This window comes from Pseudomonas sp. PDM22 (assembly GCF_014851965.1).
Taxonomy (GTDB): Bacteria; Pseudomonadota; Gammaproteobacteria; order Pseudomonadales; family Pseudomonadaceae; genus Pseudomonas.
In genome coordinates this window covers 393,534-413,897 of record NZ_JACVAR010000002.1, presented here as the reverse complement: position 1 = coordinate 413,897, position 20,364 = coordinate 393,534, and the positions used below count along the sequence as shown (strand labels likewise).

The following is a 20,364-nucleotide window of genomic DNA, read 5'->3' as shown; positions in this document are numbered from 1 at the left end:
TGATACGCCCCAGTTATAAGTTGGCTTTGATTCTGCCATTAACTGGCGCGCCTCCGAAGAAGTAGCGCTTCAAGAGAGCTCGCCAGGGTTCGGGAGCTGTCGTCTGGAGTTAGCGGCCCCCAACAGGCGTCTATCGGCCAATAGCGGACGAACATCTACAACGGCAAAACCCGGTCAGTGACGATGCGCTTCATCACCAACGTGGAGGTCAGACGCTGGACATTAGGTAAGGCTGACAACTGCTGATCGTAAAGTTGCTGAAAGGCCGGCAGGTCGCGAGTGATCACATGCAGAAGATAGTCAGGATCACCGAACAGTCTCTGCGCCTCAATCACCTGGGGAATTCCCTGAACCGCCGCCTCGAACTCGCTGACTGCACGGCTGGTGCCTTCGCGCATGGTGACGAATACCAGTGCTGAGAAGTTCAGGCCAAGAGCATCCGGTGCCAGATGCGCGCGGTAGCCCTGGATAACCCCGGCGTCCTCCATGGCTCGCAATCGACGATGGCAGGGAGAGAGGCTTAGCCCTACTCGTTCGGCAAGCTCAGTTATAGATAGCCGCCCATCTGTTTGAAGCTCGGCAAGAATCTTTCGATCAATGCGATCCACCTGGAAGAAGCTCCCCAATTTCACCTTAGCTGCTGGAAGATTCGAAAGAAAATTCTACCAGCATCTCTCTATTCTTCCTCTCTCCCTGATCTGAATATCCTCAAGGCGAGAGACGACGCTATGCAACACCTGACCTCCGACAATCTGCCCACAGGTCGGCAATCGTGAGCCTTAGCTTGCTGGCAGCCTTCTGGGCAGTGTCATTCCTGTTTGTGATCACCCCAGGAATGGACTGGGCCTACATGATCTCTGCCGGAATGCGTGGCCGCAGAGTCATGGCCGCCGCAACGGGGCTCTTGTCGGGCCATTTTGCAGCGACGCTTGTCGTTGCTGCCGGCGTTGGCGGGTTACTGTCGCGCAGCCCAGGAACGCTCTCCGCCATCACCATGGTCGGCGCTGCCTACCTTCTATGGCTGGGCTTCAACATGGTGCGACACCCTCCGGTTCCGCAGTCAGACTCTATCGATCAGGAGGACTCCTGGACGAGTTGGGCCTTCAAGGGGTTTGGCATCAGCGGCCTCAATCCGAAGCTCTTTCTCCTGTTTTTGGCGTTGATGCCTCAATTCACCGATCCCCAAGGTGGCTGGCCAGTGTCACTGCAGATACTCGTCCTTGGGGCAGTGCATATCGTGAGCTGCACGACGATTTACCTTGCCGTGGGCTTCAGCGCCCAGGCCGTGCTTAAAACTCGGCCGATTGCCGCTCGATTCGTCAGCCGCTTCTCTGGAGTCGCGATGATCATCATCGCGGCCGTCCTGCTTTTCGAGCAGGCCAGCCCCTGAATGGAACCCCAAGCGAGTAGCCCATGAGTAAACAGACTCCTTCTCCGTATTCTTCGTCTCCCGTTGCCGCGCGAGTGCGTATTCCCCACCTTCAGGAAATGAAGGCACAGGGACGCAAATGGGCGATGCTCACCGCTTACGACCTGTACAGCGCAGAGATTTTCGAAGCCGCAGGCATACCGGTGCTTCTGGTCGGCGATTCAGCTGCAAATACCGTCTTCGGATATGAGTCGACTCTGACGGTGACAGTCGAAGAGTTGCTTCCCCTGGTACGCGCAGTCACCAACGCTACTCGCAGGTCGCTTGTCATCGCCGACCTGCCTTTCGGCTCTTACCAGGCATCTGCGGAACAGTGTTTCCACACCGCTGTTCGCTTCATGAAGGAAGGTGGTGCGCAGGCCGTCAAGCTGGAGGGTGGCCTCGAAATGGTGCCGCAGGTTCAAGCCCTGTCTCGTGCCGGAATTCCAGTCATGGCACACATCGGCTTCACTCCGCAGCATGAGCATCAGATTGGCGGTTATCGAGTCCAGGGTCGAGGTGAGCAAGCGGAACATCTGCTTGAAACGGCAAAGGCATTCGAGGCTGCCGGCGCCTTTGCACTGCTGATCGAAATGGTGCCCGGCGAAGTTGCCGCCGCTATTACGCAGGCGGCCACAATCCCCACTGTAGGCATCGGCGCGGGCAACCAATGCGACGCCCAGGTGCTGGTCTGGCAGGATATGGCGGGCCTGCGCACTGGGCGCCTTCCTCGCTTCGTCAAACAGTATGCGGGCATGCGCGGAGTGCTCAGCGAGGCGGCAAAGGCGTTCGCGGCGGATGTGGAAGCAGGCACCTTCCCAGGGCCGGAACATACCTTCTGACACCAAGAGAAGCGGGAGCAACGATGCGGAACGCCAGGCAACGAGCGATCGATGGATTGAGTAAGGGTGATCGGTTCACCGTCGTGCGGACATTCTCCGTGGAGGACATACAGCGTTTCGCGGACATCTCCCGTGACTACAACCCAGTACACGTCGACCTGCCTTATGCCCAGTTGAGGAGCTTTCGCGCGCCCATCTCTCACGGTTTGCTGACGGCAAGCCTGCTCACGGAAATTGGCGGGCAGATCGGCTGGCTGGCGACGGGCATGAGCTTCCAGTTCAAACGCCCGGTTTACGCTGGTGAGCAAATCACCTGCGTCTGGGAAATCACGGATATCGACGAGCGCGGCCGCGCTCGTGCATCCATTCAGATCACCAACCCGGACGGCGAAGTCGTGCTGCAAGCAGAAACCACCGGTGTGCTTCCCGGAGAAAATGAGCGAGCTCGCTTGCGGGAAATGGTGGCGGATGGCGACCCAACCAATGGTGTCTGTCCCTAGCTCGAATAATGTCCGCTATGGGTCGGTAGCTGCCCCACGTCACAGGCAGAAATCGGCCAGAAGCTGACTTGTGCTCCCCACTTAAAGGGTCAGATGACCAGTCCATAGGCCCAGCAGGCCAGCAAGCGCCATGCCTCCCCCCGATCGCTACAAGCGCATTTGAACGAGTACATCGAGAACAGCAGGTACGGAATCAGCGCCAGAGAAGTGGAGAACGATAGGAGTGCCAGGTAGCCAGCGTGGCCGAAGCCGGCGACCAGCATCATCGCCTGGGCAATACCTGTGGTTAGCCACATGGTGTCACGCGGCGCACCGTTCTTATTCAGCCGGCCGAGCCAGGCGGTAGCGCTTTTACCGCGCCCGGAGAGCATGACCTCCTCGGAGCTCAGCGCTACCCATGCGATGAGGGCGCCTGCTGCGCCCGCGCCTGGATATCCTGCAGAGACTCATCATCATGCACGGCCACACGCGAGTCCCCTCCGACTTTGCGGTGTTACGTAAAACTCGCCGCCTTCGATCAGCGACAGACCTGAAGTGGGCTTTAGTCTCCCAGTCAACGCTGGAGCAGGAGTAGTACCAACGATCCCACTCCTGATCAAAGTGGTTGTAGCAAGAAATTTTTTTATGCTCCCTGGTTGAAAAAGTCGCTCTTTTAATAGTATCGAAACCCGCCTGGCATCTGAAATCTTGTAAAGTTTGACAGCTTGTCAATAACTCTTAGAAGAGCTCTCCGCGAAAATAGGCTCTTGTCGAAGAGGAGCTTTCTAAATACGATTTCCGGGAATCAATCATTGATGAAGATGCCTATGAGTGAAACCCAAGAGCTGCGCTTCAGTGTCATGCCAGGCGTGGATGTTTGCTGCCGCACGCCGGCGGGTGCCCCCTATGCGCTTGATCTGATCAAGGTCCTAGAGGCACCTATTCGACAGTTTCAACGGATGCAGTCGGCTCCTCTCCTGAGAGAGTTTGCAAGAGACTTTATTGAGTGTCATATACGAGAAAGCTCACCCAGCGTCAAACATGCGGCTCAATTGCGTAGCAGAGTTTCTAGCTTGATAGAATTGCTAACAGCAGTAGATCCCAATAGAAACGTTAGTTCACTGGATGGCGCTGATGTAACGGTGCTGCGCACCAAGCTGCATCAACAGCTGGAGCGTTACTCTGACGGGCAAGGCTCTACACTTGATCGCTATTACTCCTTGTTTAACAGATTAGTGCGAGCAGCTAAGAAGGAGGGATACGTTTCAGAGGACTTGGTGATCGAATCTTCCTACGCGCGCCCGACGCTGGACATGACGCCTCCATTTAGTCTTTCAGATCTGCAGAAGCTGTTTGACGGCTACATCTATCAGGTAAATGGCGACGAAGGTCGGAAACCGTCATGGGATCCGCAGTCGTTTAAGTTTTGGCTCGTCCCCCTCGGAGCGTTCTGCGGGCTTAGGCTAAACGAAATTTGCCAACTACAACTCAAAGATGTTCAGCCTGAGGAGGCGATGTGGACCATCCATGTAAACGATGATGGCAAACATCAGAGTATCAAAAATCCACATTCGCGCCGAAAAATCCCGGTTTCACAGTTACTAATCGACATGGGATTTCTAGAGTTTGTGGAGGAAAGGCGGAGCGAATGCGAAGGGAGAGAGACAAGTCAGTTGTTTCCGGAATTATCGTTTAATGAGATGCATCTCTTCTCTCGTCAGGCCAGCCGATTCCTGATGGGATATGATCGTGTAGCTGGTTACCTGGATCGCAGCTGTGGGGTCGCGACCAGCGAGGGAGGATGGGGCGCACGCAGCCTTCGCCGCACGTTTGCTGAGCAGTTGCGGCAACGAGGCGTTTCGGCTGAGATCATTGCGGACTTACTGGGGCATGCAGATCCTACAGGTTTGGAGGTCACCCGGCCCCACTATGCGGGTAAAACGCTGTTGGCCGCTAGAAAAGAAGTTCTCGAACTGCATCTGAACTACGGACTGATACTGAATCATGTGCGCTGGTGCAACTATCGTGAATTTCGTCGGCGGGTAGGCAAGCGAAAAACTAGGGGCACTAATCGCTCTCGTTGACTTAACACCGCACGCGCAGGATGCGCGGTCCTTAGTCTCTCCCACCAAGCTCTATGCCTTTCTAAGAACTCCCTCTCTAAAGTGCCATCGCCATCCTAGGCGATATGATCCAATCTCTCTTAGCCTTCGAACTTATCATTGCTTCGCGTTGAGTGAGGCTTATGGCCGATCCCACTTTTTTCGACTCTATACGCCTCGGCTAATAGCCCCATAATTTCATCGCTGGTTGGCGTGAAGTTTGTAACAGCAAGCCCGGTCAGCGCGCACGCCAGCCATAACTTGGTCAATGCCTTCCTGTCTGAGGCACGAATTTCGACGCTGCTCCAGCCCTTATTTCTGGCAAGCTCGGCCATGGCTAAATATATGGTTTGATTCTGCCGACTGCTTGTAACGATCCTGTCTCCGCGGTCTGAAAAAGCTGGCTTTGTGCAGCGCTTTTGATTTCTCCAATAGTAGTCCATAGTACCGTCGCTAGAGCTTTCATACTTAAACCGTCTAAGAGCATTTGACCAATTCTTGTCAGGAGGTCCTAGCTTATGAATTTTGCTTTCAGCGCCCCTAGGTATTTTCATATTGGACTGTTTTAATTCCAATTTTGACTCTACCGGCTTTAGTCGCTCCAATTCATCGACGATGTCTCTGTGCCGGGTTTCGTCAAAACTCAATCTTCTGCTCAATTTGCTCCATGACCACTCTCGATTGAGCTGACTACCTTTAAAAATAGGCCCCTTCGACATTTGGAATGAGATACCGGAAACTCGCCCACTTTGTGAGCGCGTTAGAATTATCGACAAACCGATCCTTCGGCATATCTGAATGAATTCTCGAAACTCAATACTTCCCCGCCCCAGTATTCTGCCGAGATGAAATTTCAGCTTTCTTTTTTCGCTTTGATCACCAGTCCGCTTTTCCATTTGAATAGAACCATGATCAAGTGCGATGTCGGCCACCACTTCGCCACGAGATATCCGATTGGGTGTACGGTAAAGTTTGTACTTAATTTCTAGTTTCTCGGCTGCGCTCTCCCACAGACGATAGTCATGACGCGGGTTCCATATTTTCCCGTTTCCGCAAACGGTGGAGAACAACACATGGACGTGTAGATGCTGGGTGTCACCATGAACCACATAGAGCGCGAGTCGTTCACCTGGGGCAACATCGCCAACCAACTCCCTCGCAATTTCGATAGCTCGTGATGGGTCGACTGGATCCCTAGGAAAAGCTTTGCAGCCAGGGTAAAAACTAACGGTTACGCTCTGCGCGATCGATTTTGGCGCCTTTTTATTTGCCCTATGCTGCGCTGTCCATTTTCGAGCCAGATCACTAAATGTTTTGGCATAAGCTGTTGCGGAGCTACTTGAATTTGGAGGGAGCGCATAGGTGGCCGCAGCCAGTAACACGCGCTCACCATCAGAGGGTGGCTTCCTTTTATCGGAGAGCAAATAATTTACAAGTTTCTGTGCAGAGCTCGCGTCAGCCACTTTTGAGGTTTCGACGATCATTGGAATGCCGCCCACAAAACCTCTAAGGAGTGCCAAATCCGAGCGAGGTCATCAGACGTAATTGAGTCCCCGCGGTTGGCATGCCTAGTCAGCTGATTCAGGTTGTTGCCGATCCTAGATAACTCTTGGACAAGACTCGCAGGAGCGTGACTTTCTCTTCTAACGATAATTTCTTTGCCCAGCAAAACGCTACGCAGATAGTCGGAAAGACTCATTCCCTGCTCGGCAGCCAGGCGAATGAGCTCTCTTTTTTCCTCTTCCGAAACACGCACGTCAATTCTGAGATTTCTCATATATTTGCCTTTTTTATTATTCTTGTTATACGGCTGAGAACGCAGTGATGGGCCGTCGAGCGTTTTGTCAGGACAAATGTACACACGTTAGTGGGTGCGGTTTGTCCTGACAGAACCTTTGCTCGCCGGCCTTTTATTGTTAACAAAAAAGCAGGAACGAATCAACAGCTCTGTAATTGGCAAGATATTTAATTCTATTATGATTTATCAGATGGACCAACGCAGATTGAATCACACGCTTCCATACCGCAGAGCGCTCATACTAAAAACTGAGACAATCGACTTGCCCTACCCACCCTCTCGCAAACCATACGTGCCGTGCCACACTATTGACCTTGTTCGCTGCAATAAACTTTTGCACGCGAAGTGGGGACTTCACCCTCCATAATCGGGTCATCGGCAAACTCACCATCTACCGTCTCGACCAAGAACGACGAGCCACCCTGCGAGGAAAAGACTGCCTCATAGATATTGAGAACCTTTTGGCACTCTTGCTTAATAGCTATGCCATCGTGCGAGCAGAAGAGAACATAAAGAGTATGCCGACTCCATACGGGATCGGCAGCCAGATTAACTGCATCCGCCAAAGACCTGATCAGATAGGTTCGCCAGAATACAGAGCGATCATCAACTGCTCGGAGTAAAAAGCTCCATCGAGACCCTTCTATCTCGACAATTCGATAGCAGGCCCGATTGACTCCTCGATTGAAAATCGCCCCTCGGATCTCCGCATCGTGATCGCGAAACTCCTCCAACACGCTAAAGCTCATGGTTCATCTCCTTCGGATTTACGACGAGACGCTCTTCTTGGTAGGCGTTCGTCTTGCAGCTGACGGCCGATGTCGTCTCCCTGAGCCCACAGATCAATGTCCCCTGCCAGCCCTAGGGCCTCTAGCACTCGTGCATAGCTCCCCAATGCAACACCTGGATCTCCGCGCTCAATTTTGTTGAGCGTCTCCCGAGAAATTCCCGCGTTGTCGGCGACAACCACCATGGAAAGGTCCCGTCTCAGGCGCGCTAGACGGATCCGCTCACCAAATCCCAGCAGCAGACGCTCCAGCATCGGGTACAGATTAGGACGCTCACGACCCATTGATTACTCCCATCAAAATGTGCATTTAATGACTATAGTATTTGGCATTCGACACTGCAAGCCCTACCACCAAGATCGTCACAGGAGAGCTAACCAATATGTCCCCTATCCCTTATCCGTCAGAGGTCGTCTCCGCATTGAGGCAATGGAAAGAGGAAGAGGCGCCTACCGCCTATCTCATCGACGTCGCCAGCGTCTTCGGTTATCTCGTCGGCACCGTATATGGTGATGTTCACAGCCGATTTATAGACGGGCACCAAATAGCCACCTCTTTCGTAATTAGCATCGGGGTTGAGTTTGGCTATCTAGTTGCATATACCTTCTCCGGGAGTCGCTATGTGATTGTCACCCACCGACAAGAGCAAGCGACTTTATTTGAAACCTATCTGCGAAAATTGACCGGAAGCAACGACAAGTCAGCTAAATGAGTCTCTATAGCAATTACCCAAGTAAATTTTTCTGTAGGGAGACTGCTGATGAAACCTATCGAAGAAAATAACTCCGCAGCGACTACTAAAGTTAGTTGCTATGCTTGCTGCAGGACAGTAGACGCGGACGGGTGCGAGATGGAGTTTGGCTCACTTAGAGCCAACTGGGGAAGGAGTTCAAATCACGAGGGTGAGAGTTACGACTTAAGTCTTTGTGACGAATGCTTTTTTCGAGTACTCGGAGATCTGCGTCTTCAGCGAGCGATTCAGATGAACATAGATGCCGATGAAAATTATCTGAACGCTTTTGATCGAGTTACGGGCACACCGGGTAGCGAGTAAAATGGCAATGAGCATTAATCGAGCTTGGAATGTAGAGCATGCTTTGACCTCAGCGAGACTCTCCGATGTCAGGCCTAGCGAGAAGTTCCTAAAGCTGGCTGATCAATATAAAATGGGTAATATTTCCGCTGCTGAACTGGTCCTAAAAATGAAAAAGCATCATGAGCATTCGATTAGATAGCAGGGACAATTATTCCCAGAATGACTCAACGGCATCCTGCATATAAAGCGTGACAGTGATCATGGATCGTTTAGCAAAGACGAACCAAGGTCATGGTTGGTAGCTTGCTCGTATCGTAAACAGGGCAACGTTGCACACGCACTTGATGACTGCGTTATCCGCTCCGACTCTGACATGGTCAGCTTTGGCTATGCGCCCCGCCCCAGTCATCCACTGCACGTCGCCAGGGCCGATGCGGCCGCCACCGCTGGAGTCGCGGTGTTCCAGTTCGCCGTCATAGACCAGGGTCACGGTCTCGAAACCTCGGTGCGGGTGCTGGCCGACGCCACGGCGCACCGTGCTGGGGCCGAAAGCGTGGGGGCCGGCATGGTCGAGCAGCAGGAAGGGGCTGAGGTGCTCGCCCAGGCTGTCGTAGGAAAACAGCGTGCGAACCGGAAAACCGTCACCGACCCAGTGCGGCCGGGCGGCGCTGTAGATACCAAGAATCTGTTTCATGGGTGCCTCCTGTAGTGCATGGAGGTCACGATGCGGATGGAACAATTGCCTCGGTAGACGGCAAAAATTAGTATCAGTGTCCCAGAGGAGGAACACTGGAATGGACGATCTCAACGACCTCTATTACTTCGCCCAGGTGGTCGAGTACGGCGGTTTCACCCCGGCCGGCCGCGCCCTGGACGAGCCCAAGTCGAAGCTCAGCCGGCGCATCGCCGCGCTGGAGGAGCGCCTGGGTGCCGGCCGCCTGCGTAACGCTACTCCCAGCAATCACCTGAAAGACTCCGGCACCGTGGGGAGGAGCCAGCCATATGCCATGCAGCAGCTAGACTCGCTACGAGAGGATTCTTTGTTCATATGCACTCAAATGGCTGGAATGAATCTGGATCGGGTATCTTTTCCGCCAAGTTTCATCCGTTTAGGGAAACATCCCCCGCAACTGCGGCCACCAAAACTGCTGGCCAACATCTCAACGAAATCAAAAAGCAGAAAGAGAAAATAACAACCCTATAAAAACATCATCTCGATATCGACATATACCCAGCAGACCACTCATCCGAATAATCCAAATCCATCTTAAAAACCCTGAAGATATCCCCAGACGGTGTATAATTTGATTCCCCTGCCGTGTTTAGCGGCTCCGTCTTGATGCATGACGCCCATCTCCTCGGCCACTTCACTCTGCAGCCATTTCCGTGGAGATCATCATGGCTATTCGTCAGAATGGAACCGTAAAATGGTTCAACGCAGTAAAAGGTTTTGGCTTCATCACACCCGAGATAGGGCCGGACATATTCGTCCATTTCCGAGAAATCGACACTCCAGGCTTCAAGTCACTAGATGAAGGCCAGCGCGTGAGCTTCCTGGTGGGCGTTGGCCCTAAAGGTGATCAGGCCGAGCAGGTGAAAGTACTGTGAAATCCCCAGACCCCGCTACCTGCGGGGTCTCTCATTGGGTTCAAGCCATGCGACTCACAGGGAAATAGCGGGGATTCGACATGAAAGAAAAGCGATTTGGGCAAAGCCTTAATATTGCAAGCAGTTGCCTGACACAGGCGATAAATGATCTTGCGGCAGAAGAAGTCAGTTCTGAATCTTCCACGAACAGGGAAAGTCTCGCCAGAATCAGACAACAACTTGAATGTGTCGCCGTGATCATGGAATCACTCAAGCGGGCAAATGCCCAGCCAATCTCGAATATATTTCCAATCCACTGATTAGAAACCACCTAACTGGCTTCAATTTAACAAAAAGGCAGGGCACGGTCAGGCACAATCAATCATAATCTGAAATCTCCGACTGGCTCAGCTCCATAATAAGCAGGTATATCCCGCCCCATGTCGGATCCTGCATGTCCGGCCAATCATCCTTGTCGAACCCCGGTGCGCTGCTGAGGCGGTCCTGGTCGACGTCAAGCACGAAGTGCTTGTTCGCTATATCCAGCCTCCAGAGACGCCATGGAACTGAAAACAGTTTTTCTCCCATCCCCAGGAGTCCGCCGAACGACAGCCCGGCACAGGCAACTTACCTACTTTGCGAATACAGCATGATTTTCTTGAGGCCGCCAAGACCTTCGTCCTCGAAGTTGCAGATGTCACTCTCGATGAGCGTATCTGCGCTCAGCAATTAGGGGCCGAGACAGGAATGGTCATCGGCGGCTACGCCGTTATGGCCCTCGTACATACTGAAGGAATCGCCATCTTCAATGTTCATGGAAAATCCCTGAAAAGATGCGATGACTTGGTCTTACAAAGCGCCAGATCAGCATCCGCCGCCGCAAGCTCCAGACTGCGCGCCAGCGGAAGCCCGGTCTGTGCGATAGGGAACGTTGCACCACCGGTAAAGGCCTGAAACTGTATGCTCGAGTAGTCGCGATACGCCCCGTGAGGAGGCCGCCATGCGAGAAACTCCCTCCCCCGCGCAGAACCATTTACTGGCCGCACTCCCCCGAGAGGTTCAGGAGCGCCTCTTCCCCCATCTGGAGCTGCAACGTCTGGAACTGGGCAAGGTGATCTACGAACCCGGTGATGCGATGCGTTACGTGTTCTTCCCCACCGACTCCATCGTTTCGCTTTTGTACGTGATGGAAAGTGGTGCATCGGCCGAGATATCCGTGGTCGGTAACGAGGGGCTGGTCGGTATAGCCGTCTTCATGGGCGGCGAGAGCACCCCCAGCCGCGCTATCGTGCAAAGCGCCGGCAGCGTTTACCGGCTCGCAGGGCAACGAATGAAGGACGAGTTCGGCCGCCACGGCGACATGCTCCAGTTGTTGCTCCGCTATACCCAGGCATTGATCACTCAGATGGCCCAGACGGCTGTCTGCAACCGCCATCACTCCATCGACCAGCAACTCTGCCGCTGGCTGCTGCTGTCCCTCGACCGCCTGCCCGGCAACCAGCTGATCATGACCCAGGAGCTCATCGCCAACATGCTCGGTGTGCGGCGAGAGGGCGTCACCGAAGCGGCCGGCAAACTGCAGAAGCAAGGTGTGATCGAGTACAGCCGGGGGCGGATCACCGTGCTGGACCGCCCGCGCCTGGAGGCATTGAGTTGCGAGTGCTACGCGGTGGTGAAGGCGGAAACCGACCGCTTGCTACCCTACGTTCCCCGTCGTCCAGGCCATACGGCGGGGTGACACGCGTTTACAGGAACAGCTCGAGGCGATGCTCGCCAACCGCCAGCGGCACCCGCACAGGGCTTTCGCCGCAGACCAGTGAACAGCCATTCAGAAGCGCGCGCTGGATGCCGCGGCAGTGCTTCCCGGCCGAGGTCAGGACGATGCTGTAATGGCAACCATCCACCGTTACGCTGGCGTCGAACCCCGGCCAGTCCAGCGGGATACACGGATCGATGACCAGACTTGCACCCTCGCGCCGGAGCCCCAGGATTCCCTCCACCCCCGCTCGGTACATCCAGCCAGCGGAGCCGGTATACCAGCTCCAGCCACCACGCCCGACATGGGGGGCAATGGAATAGACATCGGCGGCGACGACATAGGGTTCGATCCTGTAGCACTCAACCTCTGCCGCCGTGCGCGTGTGGTTGATCGGGTTGAGCAGGGAGAACAGCCCGGCCGCCTTGTCGCCCTGACCGAGACGGGCAAACGCCAGGATGCTCCACATCGCCGCATGACTGTATTGCCCGCCGTTCTCGCGCAGGCCCGGCGGGTAGCCTTTGATGTACCCGGGATCATGTGCTGATTGATCGAAGGGGGGAGTGAACAGCAAGGCCAACCCCTCATCCTGACGGATCAACCAGCGCTCCAGCGACGCCATGGCAGTGGCTGTACGCTCGGGATTCGCACCGCCGCAGAGCACTGCCCAGGACTGGGCAATGGAATCGATCCGGCATTCGTCGCTGGCCGCCGAACCGAGCCAGGTGCCGTCGTCGAAGGTCGCCCGGCGATACCACTGGCCGTCCCAACCATGCTCCTCCAAGGCCAGTTGCAGCGCCGCCGAATGTTTTCGCCAGCGCACGGACCGTACCTCATCCCGCCCCTCGGCCAGGGCAGCGAAGCGATCCAGGGTATGCAACAGCAACCAGCCGAGCCACACACTTTCGCCCTGGCCGCCGACGCCCACACGGTTCATTCCGTCGTTCCAGTCTCCGCTCCCCATCAGTGGCAGGCCGTGGGCGCCGGTCATCTCCAGGCACCGGTCCAGGCCCCGAGCGCAGTGTTCGAACAGCGAGGCGCTCTCCTCCGCAAGCATCGGCTGGAAAAACGTATCGCTCTCGCCAGGATTCAGCTGTGGCCCTTCGAGGAAAGGCAGCATTTCGTCGAGCACCGCAAGGTCCGCGGATGACTCGATGTAGCTGGCACAGGCATAGGCCAACCAGACCCGGTCATCGGAGATTCGCGTGCGCACTCCCTGCCCCGTCTGTTCCAGCCACCAGTGCTGCACATCGCCCTCGACGAACTGACGCCCGGCGGCCCGCAGCAGGTGGTGGCGGGTCAGCTCTGGGCAGGCGAACGACAACGCCAGAGCATCCTGCAACTGGTCACGGAAACCATAAGCACCGCTGGCCTGGTAGAACGCCGATCGGGAATGGATGCGGCACGACAGGGTCTGGTAGAGCAGCCAGCCATTGAGCATCAAGTCCATGGCGCGATCGGGCGTGCGGACCTGAACCGCGCCAAGCCGTTGTTCCCAATACCGGGTCACGTCGGCCAACACTGCATCGAGATCAAGACTGCGGTAACGCAGCACGAGTCGACTAACATCCTCGTTCGATCCGGCCTGCCCCAGCAACGCCAGCACTTCCACGGACTCGCCGACGCCCAGCTCGACGATGCATTGCAGGGCAGCGCAAGGATCGAAGCCAGCGCCGCTGGCGCCCGACAACGCCGTGGTGCCGAGCAGCGCCCGAGGAGCCGACAGGCTACCGGCAGGACCGATGAATTCGCTGCGATCGGCGGTCCAGCTGCTCTGCCGCCCGCCCAGGTCTGCGAAAGCCAGCAGCTCGGAATAAGCGATGCTCCATGGGTTACGTGCCAGTAGCGCGCCGCTGTCGACATCCACCCCCGTCAGGATGAAAGGGGCACAGGCTCCGCGCGCGGTACCCAGTATCCATTCCACGTAAGCTGTCACCGATAGCCGGCGCGGCCGGCCGGAGGTATTGCGCAGTGTCAGCCGCGATATCTTCAGCGGGTCTTCCAGCGGCACGTACTGCAGCAGCTGCGCCTCGATACCGTGGGCCGTGTGGCTGAACCGGCTGTAGCCGAAACCATGGGCGGCGCGGTACAAGCCTGCGTCGCGGATCGGCTGGGCGGTAACGCCCCAGACTGCCAGACTTTCTTCGTCGCGCAGGTAGAAAGCCTCACCTGCAGGATCGATGACCGGGTCGTTGGACCAGGGGCTAAGCTGATTGTCCCGACTGTTGCCGGCCCAGGTGTAGCCGCTGCCTTCCGCCGAGACCTGGAAGCCGAACGCTGGATTGGCGATCACATTGATCCACGGCGCCGGGGTCATGTGGCCATTGTTCAGAGCGATGTGGTACTCGCGCCCGCCCAGCGCGAAGCCGCCCAGGCCGTTGAAAAACTCCAGCGGCTCATCACTGCTCGCTCCCTCGGTCGCGGGCACCAGCGGCAAGGCCACCGGTGAGTGCAGGGCGGCAGACGGCCGCGGCTGGGCCAGCGGCAGGCGCTCCAGGTGGGCAGCGATGGAGCCGCGGCGCGCCAGCAGGTTGACCCGCGCCACGGCGTTCAGCAGTGCCCTTGCCTCCACGGTCATCAGGTCGGCACGCAAAGTGTACACGGCACCCCGTAAGGCCTCGCCCTCCCTGCGTTGACGCGAGGGGCTGCTGCGTACGGCCGTTTCGATAGCTGTCTGCAGATCCTGGACATAGGACGAGGCTCGTTCGTTGACGATCACTAGGTCGACGTCCAGGCCCTTCATCCGCCAGTACTCGCGAGCACGCAGGAGTTGCCGCAGCAGCGACAGATCGTCGACTTCGTCGATGCGCAACAGCACGATCGGTAAATCTCCGGAAATCGCCAGCGGCCAGAGCCCGGACTGGCGCCCCGCCCCGCGCCGGAGGGCTTCCTGCGGTGCCCGCCAGCGATAATCCGCATAGAGAATCGGCGCCGCCAGGCGCTGGAAATCGGCGGCCTCCTCCGCATCGATCCCCAGGTCGCGCAATTCCACCTGGGCCTGGGTCCAGGCTAGGGTCTTGGCGCGTTCGAAGGCGTTGCGTTCGTGATGCTTGTCGATCAGGTCAAGCAAGGCGTCCCGGGTACTGGCTACCAGTGTCCAGAATGCGACCCGTGCAACCTTGCCCGGCGCCACCCGCAGGCGCTGGCGAAGGGAGAAGATCGGATCGAGCACGCTGCCCTGGGAGTTGCCCAGGGCACGGTGGCTCAGAACTGCCTGCGCCTCCCGCAGGGTTCGGCCGCGGCCGAGGAAGCGAGCGCGGTCGGACTCATACTGCGTCTCGCCGATCACCTCGCCCTCGACCACTGCGAAATGGGCCGCCCATATCGATGGATCGTCCGGCGAGCGCAGGCGCCGCGTGGCGATCAGGGCGCCGAACTCGGCAAGGTATTCTGTCTGTACGAACATCCGCGAGAACACCGGATGCGCGGCATCGGCTGCCGGCGTTGCCAGCACCACTTCGGCATAGGAAGTCAGTTCGATTTCGCAGGCACGGCGACCATGATTGGTCAGCGACACCCGCCGCACCTCGCCGTCGTCCTCCCCGGACACCAGTACCTCCAGGTTGGTCAGCAGCGCGGCGTCGCGCTGGATGAACTCGGCGTGGTCCTCGTCGAACAGTACCTCGCCATTCTCCACCGGTTGTCCGCCAGGCTGCGCCGTGGTCGACCACAGTGCGCCGCTCTGCAGGTCGCGCAGGAAGATGAAACTGCCCCAGTCGTCGCAGGTAGCATCCTCGCGCCAGCGCGTCACTGCGATATCGCCCCAGCGGCTGTAGCCGCCACCGCTGGCAGTCAGCATCAATGCGTAGCGGCCGTTGGACAGCAGATGAGTGATCGGCGGCCCATCGAGCATTGCATCGACTCGGCGCAACGTGGACGCATCGGCAATGGTGTCACTGGGCGCTACCGTAATTTCCTCGGCGCGGGGATGCCCCAGCGCCACGTCGCGCGGGACGCGCTCCTGCAACAGCAGTTCGCTGGCCTGGATCATCGGCTCGCGATGCAGGCGGCAGCGCATGCGCCCGTGCTGCAGGGTATTGGCGATGGCGACGATGCTCATGCCCTGGTGGTGGGCCATGAAACTGCGGACGATGGCAGCGCTTTCCCCATCCTGCAGGCGTGAGCGGGTGAAGTCCAGAGCCTCGTAGAAGCCATAGCGGCCGAGCGCACCGACGGCCGTCAAGTGATCGAAATTGCGCTGCGCCCCTTGCGCATCGACCATGGTCGCCAGCGCCGTGGCATAGGGAGCTATGACAACGTTCTCGGCCAACCCGCGCTTGAGACCAAGACCCGGCACGCCGAAGTTCGAATACTGGTAGGTGAATTCCAGATCGCGGGCGTTGTAGGCCGATTCGGAGATTCCCCAGGGGATGCCCAGCGCGGCGCCATAGGCCTGCTGCCGCGCCACGACAAGGCGGTTGGTCTGTTCCAGCAGGCTGCCGGCCGGCGCCCGCATGACCAGCGAGGGCATCAGGTACTCGAACATTGAGCCGGACCAGGAGATCAGCGCCGAGCCACCGGGCACCGGCGTGGCCGTGCGGCCCAGGCGGAACCAGTGGCGGGTCGGCAGGTCGCCCTTGGCGATGGCGAACAGGCTGGCCAGGCGTGCCTCGGAGGCCAGCAGGTCGTAGCAACTTGGGTCCAGGCAGTTGTTGTCCACGCAATAGCCGATGGACAGCAGCTGGCGCTCCTGGTTGAGCAGGAAACCGAAATCCATCTCCAGTGCCAACCGCCGTGCCGTATCGGCCAGGGCCTGAAGGCGACGGTCCACTGTCTTTTCATGGCCATGCCGTCGGTCTCGGCTGTGCTCGGCAAAGGCCCTGCGCAGTGCGTCGAACCAGAACGACAGGTCGTCGCCCTCCTCGCCAGCCGGCGCGAGGCCCGCGACGCAACGCACGGCCTTTTCTGCGCGGTGCCCGAGGGCGGGCAGCAAGGCGTCGAGCGATTGTGGGCCGGTGAGGGCCCGGTGAATCACCCGCACGTCCTCCTTCACCTGCAGCAACGCGACATCTTCTGCCAGCGGAAGCCTTGCGACGGCTTGCCGTGCCAGATGCAGGGTGTCGAGCAGGCCCTGGCGCGCTTCCACCACCAGCGGGCTGGCGCGCCACTCCTCGCACGCGTTGGCCAGCACGATCAGGTGCCCAGCCAGGTTGCCACTGTCCACCGAGGACAGGTACCTCGGTTCGAGGGCACGCAGGTCGTGGGTTCCGTACCAGTTGAAGAAATGGCCGTGGCTGCGCGGCAGCTTCTCCAGCACCGCCAGGGTGCCTTCGAGGCGCTCCAGCGTCTGCAGGCCGCCGGCCCAACCGAAATCGCGGGCGGCCACCGCGGACAGCAGGTAGAGGCCAATATTGGTAGGTGAAGTGCGGTGAGCCAGCACAGGCCTGGGCTGCTCCTGGAAGTTGTCCGGCGGCAGCAGATTGTCCGCCGGTGTGACGAAGGTCTCGAAGAAGCGCCAGGTCCGCCGTGCGCCCAGGCGCAGTGCAGTTGCGTCATCCTCTTCCAGGCCCGAACGGCGCGCCGGCTGCGTGGGCCTGCTGCTGTAGAACGCGAGCAGAGGCGCGCCTAACCAGAGCAGGGTCAATGGCAGGATCAGCAACCAGTTCGCCGGATGCAATACCAACCCGGTGATGCCGGCCGATGCGGCGAGGGCCGTCCCGCCGGCCATCTGCCGATAGCTGCCGAGCCAGCCGGGGCGCGGCTTGCGTGAGGACTGTGCGGCGGTGGTCCACTCCAGCAGGTTGCGCTGGCTGACGTACATCCGCCAAAGCGTGCGCAGGATGGCATCGACCATGCTCCAGGCATCGTTTGCCAGAAAGGCCAGCGACAGCAGGATCTGCAGCAACGCACGACGGAAGTCGGCACCGAGCATGGCGAAGTGGCTGCGTATTCGAACACCCGAGCGCGCTGGCAGCAATGCGCAGTAGATCGGCAGTAACGGCGGGATCGCCTGGGTCAGAATGACCAACATCGCGGCCAGCAGCGCCTGGGGCAATGGCAACCACCAGCAGAGCAGAAGGCTGGACAGGGCGAAGGGCACGACCAGCGACCGTCGCAGGTTGTCGAGCATCTTGCAGCGGCCGATCAACGGCATCGCCTGCGGCCCGCGCCAGTGGCCGAGCATCCACGGCAATAGCTGCCAGTCGCCGCGGGTCCAGCGATGCATGCGCCTGCTCGCCACATCGAAGCGCGACGGCGACTCTTCAACGACCTCGACATCCGACACCAGCCCTGCGCGGGCGAAGATGCCTTCGAACAGATCATGGCTGAGCAGTCGATTGTCCGCGACCCGACCGGCCATCGCGCGCTCGAAGGCATCGACGTCATAGATCCCCTTGCCGGTGAAGGAGCCTTCGCCGAACAGATCCTGATAAACGTCCGACACCGCCGCCGCGTAGGGGTCCATGCCTGCCGGGCCGGAAAAGACGCGCTGGTACAACGACCCCTCCCCGCCCATCGGCAGCGATGGCGTCACCCGCGGCTGGAGTACCGCGTGGCCGTTGATCACTCGCTGCTGCGAGGCATCGAAGCGCGGCTGGTTCAGCGGGTGGCCCATCTTGCCGATAAGGCGCAGGGCCGCCTCGCGGGGCAGGCGGGTATCGGCGTCGAGGGTGATGACCAAGCGTACCTCGCTCGGCACTCGCGGCGGCTCTCCGGCAATCGCCACGAAGCTGGTATCGGTGGCGCCGCGCAACAGCCGATTCAGTTCATGCAATTTTCCGCGCTTGCGCTCCCAGCCCATCCAACAGCCCTCGGCAGAGTTGAAGCAGCGCCTGCGAAACAGCACGAAGAAGCGCTGGCCGCCGGGCCCTGGGCCGTAATGCTGATTCAGGCGGTCGATGGCCGCAGCCGCAGCGTCGAGCAGCGGTGCATCACTGGGCAGGACCTCCTGTGGCGCGTCGACGCCATCGAGAATCAGCACGAAAGTCAGGTCACCGCCGATACCCGCGAGATGGTGGACCTCCAGCCGCTCGATCTGCTCCAGCAGATCGGCCTCGGTGGTCAGCAAGGTCGGCACCGCCACCATGGTGCGCAACGCCCGTGGCACGCCGGCCAGGAGTTCCAGCGCAGGCAGCGTGATCGCGCCAAAGCTCCAGGTCACCAAGCGGTTGATGAGTGCCGTGGCCACTTCGGTCACCGGAACGAAAAGGCAGGCCAGGAAGGCCAGCATCCAACCCCAGGAGAGCGCAGGCTGATTCAGCAGATGGGATACGAATCCCAGCAGCACCAGGCTGAGCAGGCCGATGGCACCGATGTAGCCGCCCATGCCCAGGCGCACGCTGAAGCGATTCAGGCGCAGGTGCAGCGTCGGGCTGAAGCAGATGGCGCGCTCCAGCGTCGGGCGGCCTTCAGCAATCAGATGAAATCCGGGATCGAATTCACGGCGGGAGTCTTCGCCGTCCGGATGTTCGGCAACGGCCTGACGGCAAGCCTCCAGGGCGTGATCGACCACCTGGAGCTCGTCCAGACACGAGCCGCGCGCCAACTGTTCGATGGCGCTGCGATAGAGGTTACGAGTGGGAAAGTCCATGGCAGCGAAGTTGCTGCCGTCGCGCAGCCGCGCGTCGACCAGACTGACATTCTCGAACAGCTGTGCCCAGTCGATATCGGAGATCAGGCGCATGCTAGTGATCACATTGCGCACAGTGACATTGGAGGCGCCCAAGCGCTGCTGCGCATGCTGGACCGCCGCCTCGACGCTGACACCCTGTTCGTGCAGGCGCTCTTCGAGCCAACCCAGTGTCGGTGTCGTGCGCGGGTCCTGGTCGCGCATGCGTTTGGCCAGTTGGGCCGAGAACACCTCGGAAAGCGGACCGGTCGAGCGCGCGGCGATATCCGCCTCCAGTGCCGAACGAGCGTGCCCTGGCGAGAGCAGACGCTCGGCCAGGGCATCGGCATCGGCACGGGCTATGCGCCCGGCACTGATCTGCTCGGCCAAGCGCCGCAGGTTCTCGATCAGGACGATGCGCAGGGTAATCGCTACCGCCCACAACTCACCAATAGTCAGTGGCTGGACCCGCTGGTAGGCATGGATGAAGCGCTGCAGCAGTTCCACATCGAGGTGGCTGTCGGTGTGCGCCACGAAGGCCCAGGCCAGCCCGAAGACTCGCGGGTAGCCGGCGAACGGCCCATCGGCCAGCTTGGGCAACTGCCGGTAGTAGCCAGGCGGCAGGTCGTCGCGGACCTCGCGGATTTGCTCTTCGACAATGTGGTAATTGTCCAGCAGCCACTCGGCAGCCGGTACCACACCATTGCCCCTTTCCAACTCGACAGCGCTAGCCCGGTAGGCAGCCAGCAGGACACGGGAGTTGTCATCCAGGCGCACATGCAACGGCAGTACACGCTTTGGCGTATCCGTCACTTGTTGTGCCAGGGCCAGGCTCTGCGCGTGCTGTTCGAGCCGTTCGATGCCGAAGAGTTCTTCTCGAACCGGTGCCAGACTGTCCCAGGGAGGCTTTGATCGGTCGCGGCGCAAGGCCCGGAAATGGAGCGACATCATGGCATTGCTCCGGAAGTGCAGCGGAAACCTGGCCGGTCGACACGAGCGTCAGGGGGGCACGTACAGAG

Annotated in this window: 15 protein-coding genes and 2 pseudogenes; 8 read left to right on the top strand and 9 right to left on the bottom strand. The window is 58.8% G+C overall.

The window, feature by feature from the left end; translation table 11 throughout:
- Positions 1 to 155: 155 nt before the first annotated feature.
- Entirely contained in the window at positions 156 to 608 is a 453-nt protein-coding gene (locus IB255_RS07565; protein WP_192210351.1) for an Lrp/AsnC family transcriptional regulator, read from the bottom strand.
- A gap of 164 nt (positions 609 to 772) precedes the next feature.
- On the opposite strand from IB255_RS07565, the gene IB255_RS07560 reads away from it, so the two are divergent.
- Genes IB255_RS07560 through IB255_RS07550 form a run of 3 tightly spaced genes read left to right on the top strand, consistent with a single transcriptional unit; the run spans position 773 to position 2,750 of the window.
- A complete protein-coding gene (locus IB255_RS07560; RefSeq protein WP_192209998.1) occupies positions 773 to 1,390 on the top strand; it encodes a LysE family translocator in 618 nt (205 codons plus the stop codon).
- 23 nt (positions 1,391 to 1,413) lie between these two features.
- Entirely contained in the window at positions 1,414 to 2,250 is an 837-nt protein-coding gene (gene panB / locus IB255_RS07555; RefSeq protein WP_192209997.1) for a 3-methyl-2-oxobutanoate hydroxymethyltransferase, read from the top strand.
- Positions 2,251 to 2,273: 23 nt separating this feature from the next.
- On the top strand, positions 2,274 to 2,750 hold the full coding sequence (locus IB255_RS07550) for a MaoC family dehydratase (RefSeq protein ID WP_192209996.1): 477 nt from the start codon (positions 2,274 to 2,276) through the stop codon (positions 2,748 to 2,750).
- An 89-nt stretch (positions 2,751 to 2,839) separates the two neighbouring features.
- On the opposite strand, the gene IB255_RS07545 is transcribed toward IB255_RS07550, so the two are convergent.
- Entirely contained in the window at positions 2,840 to 3,121 is a 282-nt protein-coding gene (locus tag IB255_RS07545; protein ID WP_225594729.1) for a hypothetical protein, read from the bottom strand.
- A gap of 435 nt (positions 3,122 to 3,556) precedes the next feature.
- Here IB255_RS07545 and IB255_RS07540 point away from each other — a divergent pair, with 435 nt between their 5' ends.
- Positions 3,557 to 4,813 carry a tyrosine-type recombinase/integrase gene (locus IB255_RS07540; protein ID WP_192209995.1) on the top strand — a complete coding sequence of 419 codons (1,257 nt, stop codon included), beginning with the start codon at positions 3,557 to 3,559 and terminating at the stop codon, positions 4,811 to 4,813.
- Positions 4,814 to 4,932: 119 nt separating this feature from the next.
- Here the strand turns inward: IB255_RS07540 and IB255_RS07535 are convergent, their stop codons facing one another.
- The 4 genes from IB255_RS07535 to IB255_RS31200 all read right to left on the bottom strand — a co-directional run bounded on the left by IB255_RS07535 (position 4,933) and on the right by IB255_RS31200 (position 7,671).
- Positions 4,933 to 6,315, bottom strand: coding sequence for a relaxase/mobilization nuclease domain-containing protein (locus IB255_RS07535; RefSeq protein ID WP_192209994.1), 1,383 nt, complete (start codon positions 6,313 to 6,315; stop codon positions 4,933 to 4,935).
- The gene (locus IB255_RS31205; RefSeq protein WP_192209993.1) at positions 6,312 to 6,608 is read right to left on the bottom strand and encodes a plasmid mobilization protein; all 297 of its coding nucleotides are present in this window, start codon (positions 6,606 to 6,608) and stop codon (positions 6,312 to 6,314) included. The genes IB255_RS07535 and IB255_RS31205 overlap by 4 nt, the downstream gene beginning before the upstream one ends.
- Before the next feature lie 326 nt (positions 6,609 to 6,934).
- Positions 6,935 to 7,378, bottom strand: a complete 444-nt coding sequence (locus IB255_RS07525) for a hypothetical protein (RefSeq protein ID WP_192209992.1) — start codon at positions 7,376 to 7,378, stop codon at positions 6,935 to 6,937.
- Positions 7,375 to 7,671: a helix-turn-helix domain-containing protein gene (locus IB255_RS31200; RefSeq protein ID WP_192210349.1), complete on the bottom strand. Its 297-nt coding sequence runs from the start codon at positions 7,669 to 7,671 to the stop codon at positions 7,375 to 7,377. Before IB255_RS31200 ends, IB255_RS07525 begins: the two co-directional genes overlap by 4 nt.
- A 128-nt stretch (positions 7,672 to 7,799) precedes the next feature.
- Between IB255_RS31200 and IB255_RS07515 the strand changes: the two genes are divergently transcribed.
- Positions 7,800 to 8,129: a hypothetical protein gene (locus IB255_RS07515; RefSeq protein WP_192209991.1), complete on the top strand. Its 330-nt coding sequence runs from the start codon at positions 7,800 to 7,802 to the stop codon at positions 8,127 to 8,129.
- Positions 8,130 to 8,841: 712 nt separating this feature from the next.
- On the opposite strand, the pseudogene IB255_RS07505 reads toward IB255_RS07515, so the two are convergent.
- Positions 8,842 to 9,147, bottom strand: a pseudogene (locus IB255_RS07505) (pirin family protein); the annotation flags it as partial.
- Positions 9,148 to 9,247: 100 nt separating this feature from the next.
- Between IB255_RS07505 and IB255_RS07500 the strand changes: the two are divergent.
- A pseudogene (locus tag IB255_RS07500) lies at positions 9,248 to 9,389 on the top strand (LysR family transcriptional regulator); the annotation flags it as partial.
- Between the two features lie 462 nt (positions 9,390 to 9,851).
- The gene (locus tag IB255_RS07495; protein WP_192209989.1) at positions 9,852 to 10,061 is read left to right on the top strand and encodes a cold-shock protein; all 210 of its coding nucleotides are present in this window, start codon (positions 9,852 to 9,854) and stop codon (positions 10,059 to 10,061) included.
- A 357-nt stretch (positions 10,062 to 10,418) separates the two neighbouring features.
- Here IB255_RS07495 and IB255_RS30805 read toward each other — a convergent pair whose 3' ends face one another.
- Positions 10,419 to 10,628 carry a hypothetical protein gene (locus tag IB255_RS30805; RefSeq protein WP_225594728.1) on the bottom strand — a complete coding sequence of 70 codons (210 nt, stop codon included), beginning with the start codon at positions 10,626 to 10,628 and terminating at the stop codon, positions 10,419 to 10,421.
- Between the two features lie 412 nt (positions 10,629 to 11,040).
- On the opposite strand from IB255_RS30805, the gene IB255_RS07485 reads away from it, so the two are divergent.
- Positions 11,041 to 11,778: a Crp/Fnr family transcriptional regulator gene (locus IB255_RS07485; RefSeq protein ID WP_192209988.1), complete on the top strand. Its 738-nt coding sequence runs from the start codon at positions 11,041 to 11,043 to the stop codon at positions 11,776 to 11,778.
- Positions 11,779 to 11,785: 7 nt separating this feature from the next.
- Here IB255_RS07485 and IB255_RS07480 read toward each other — a convergent pair whose 3' ends face one another.
- A complete protein-coding gene (locus IB255_RS07480; protein WP_225594727.1) occupies positions 11,786 to 20,296 on the bottom strand; it encodes a GH36-type glycosyl hydrolase domain-containing protein in 8,511 nt (2,836 codons plus the stop codon).
- Positions 20,297 to 20,364: the final 68 nt, after the last annotated feature.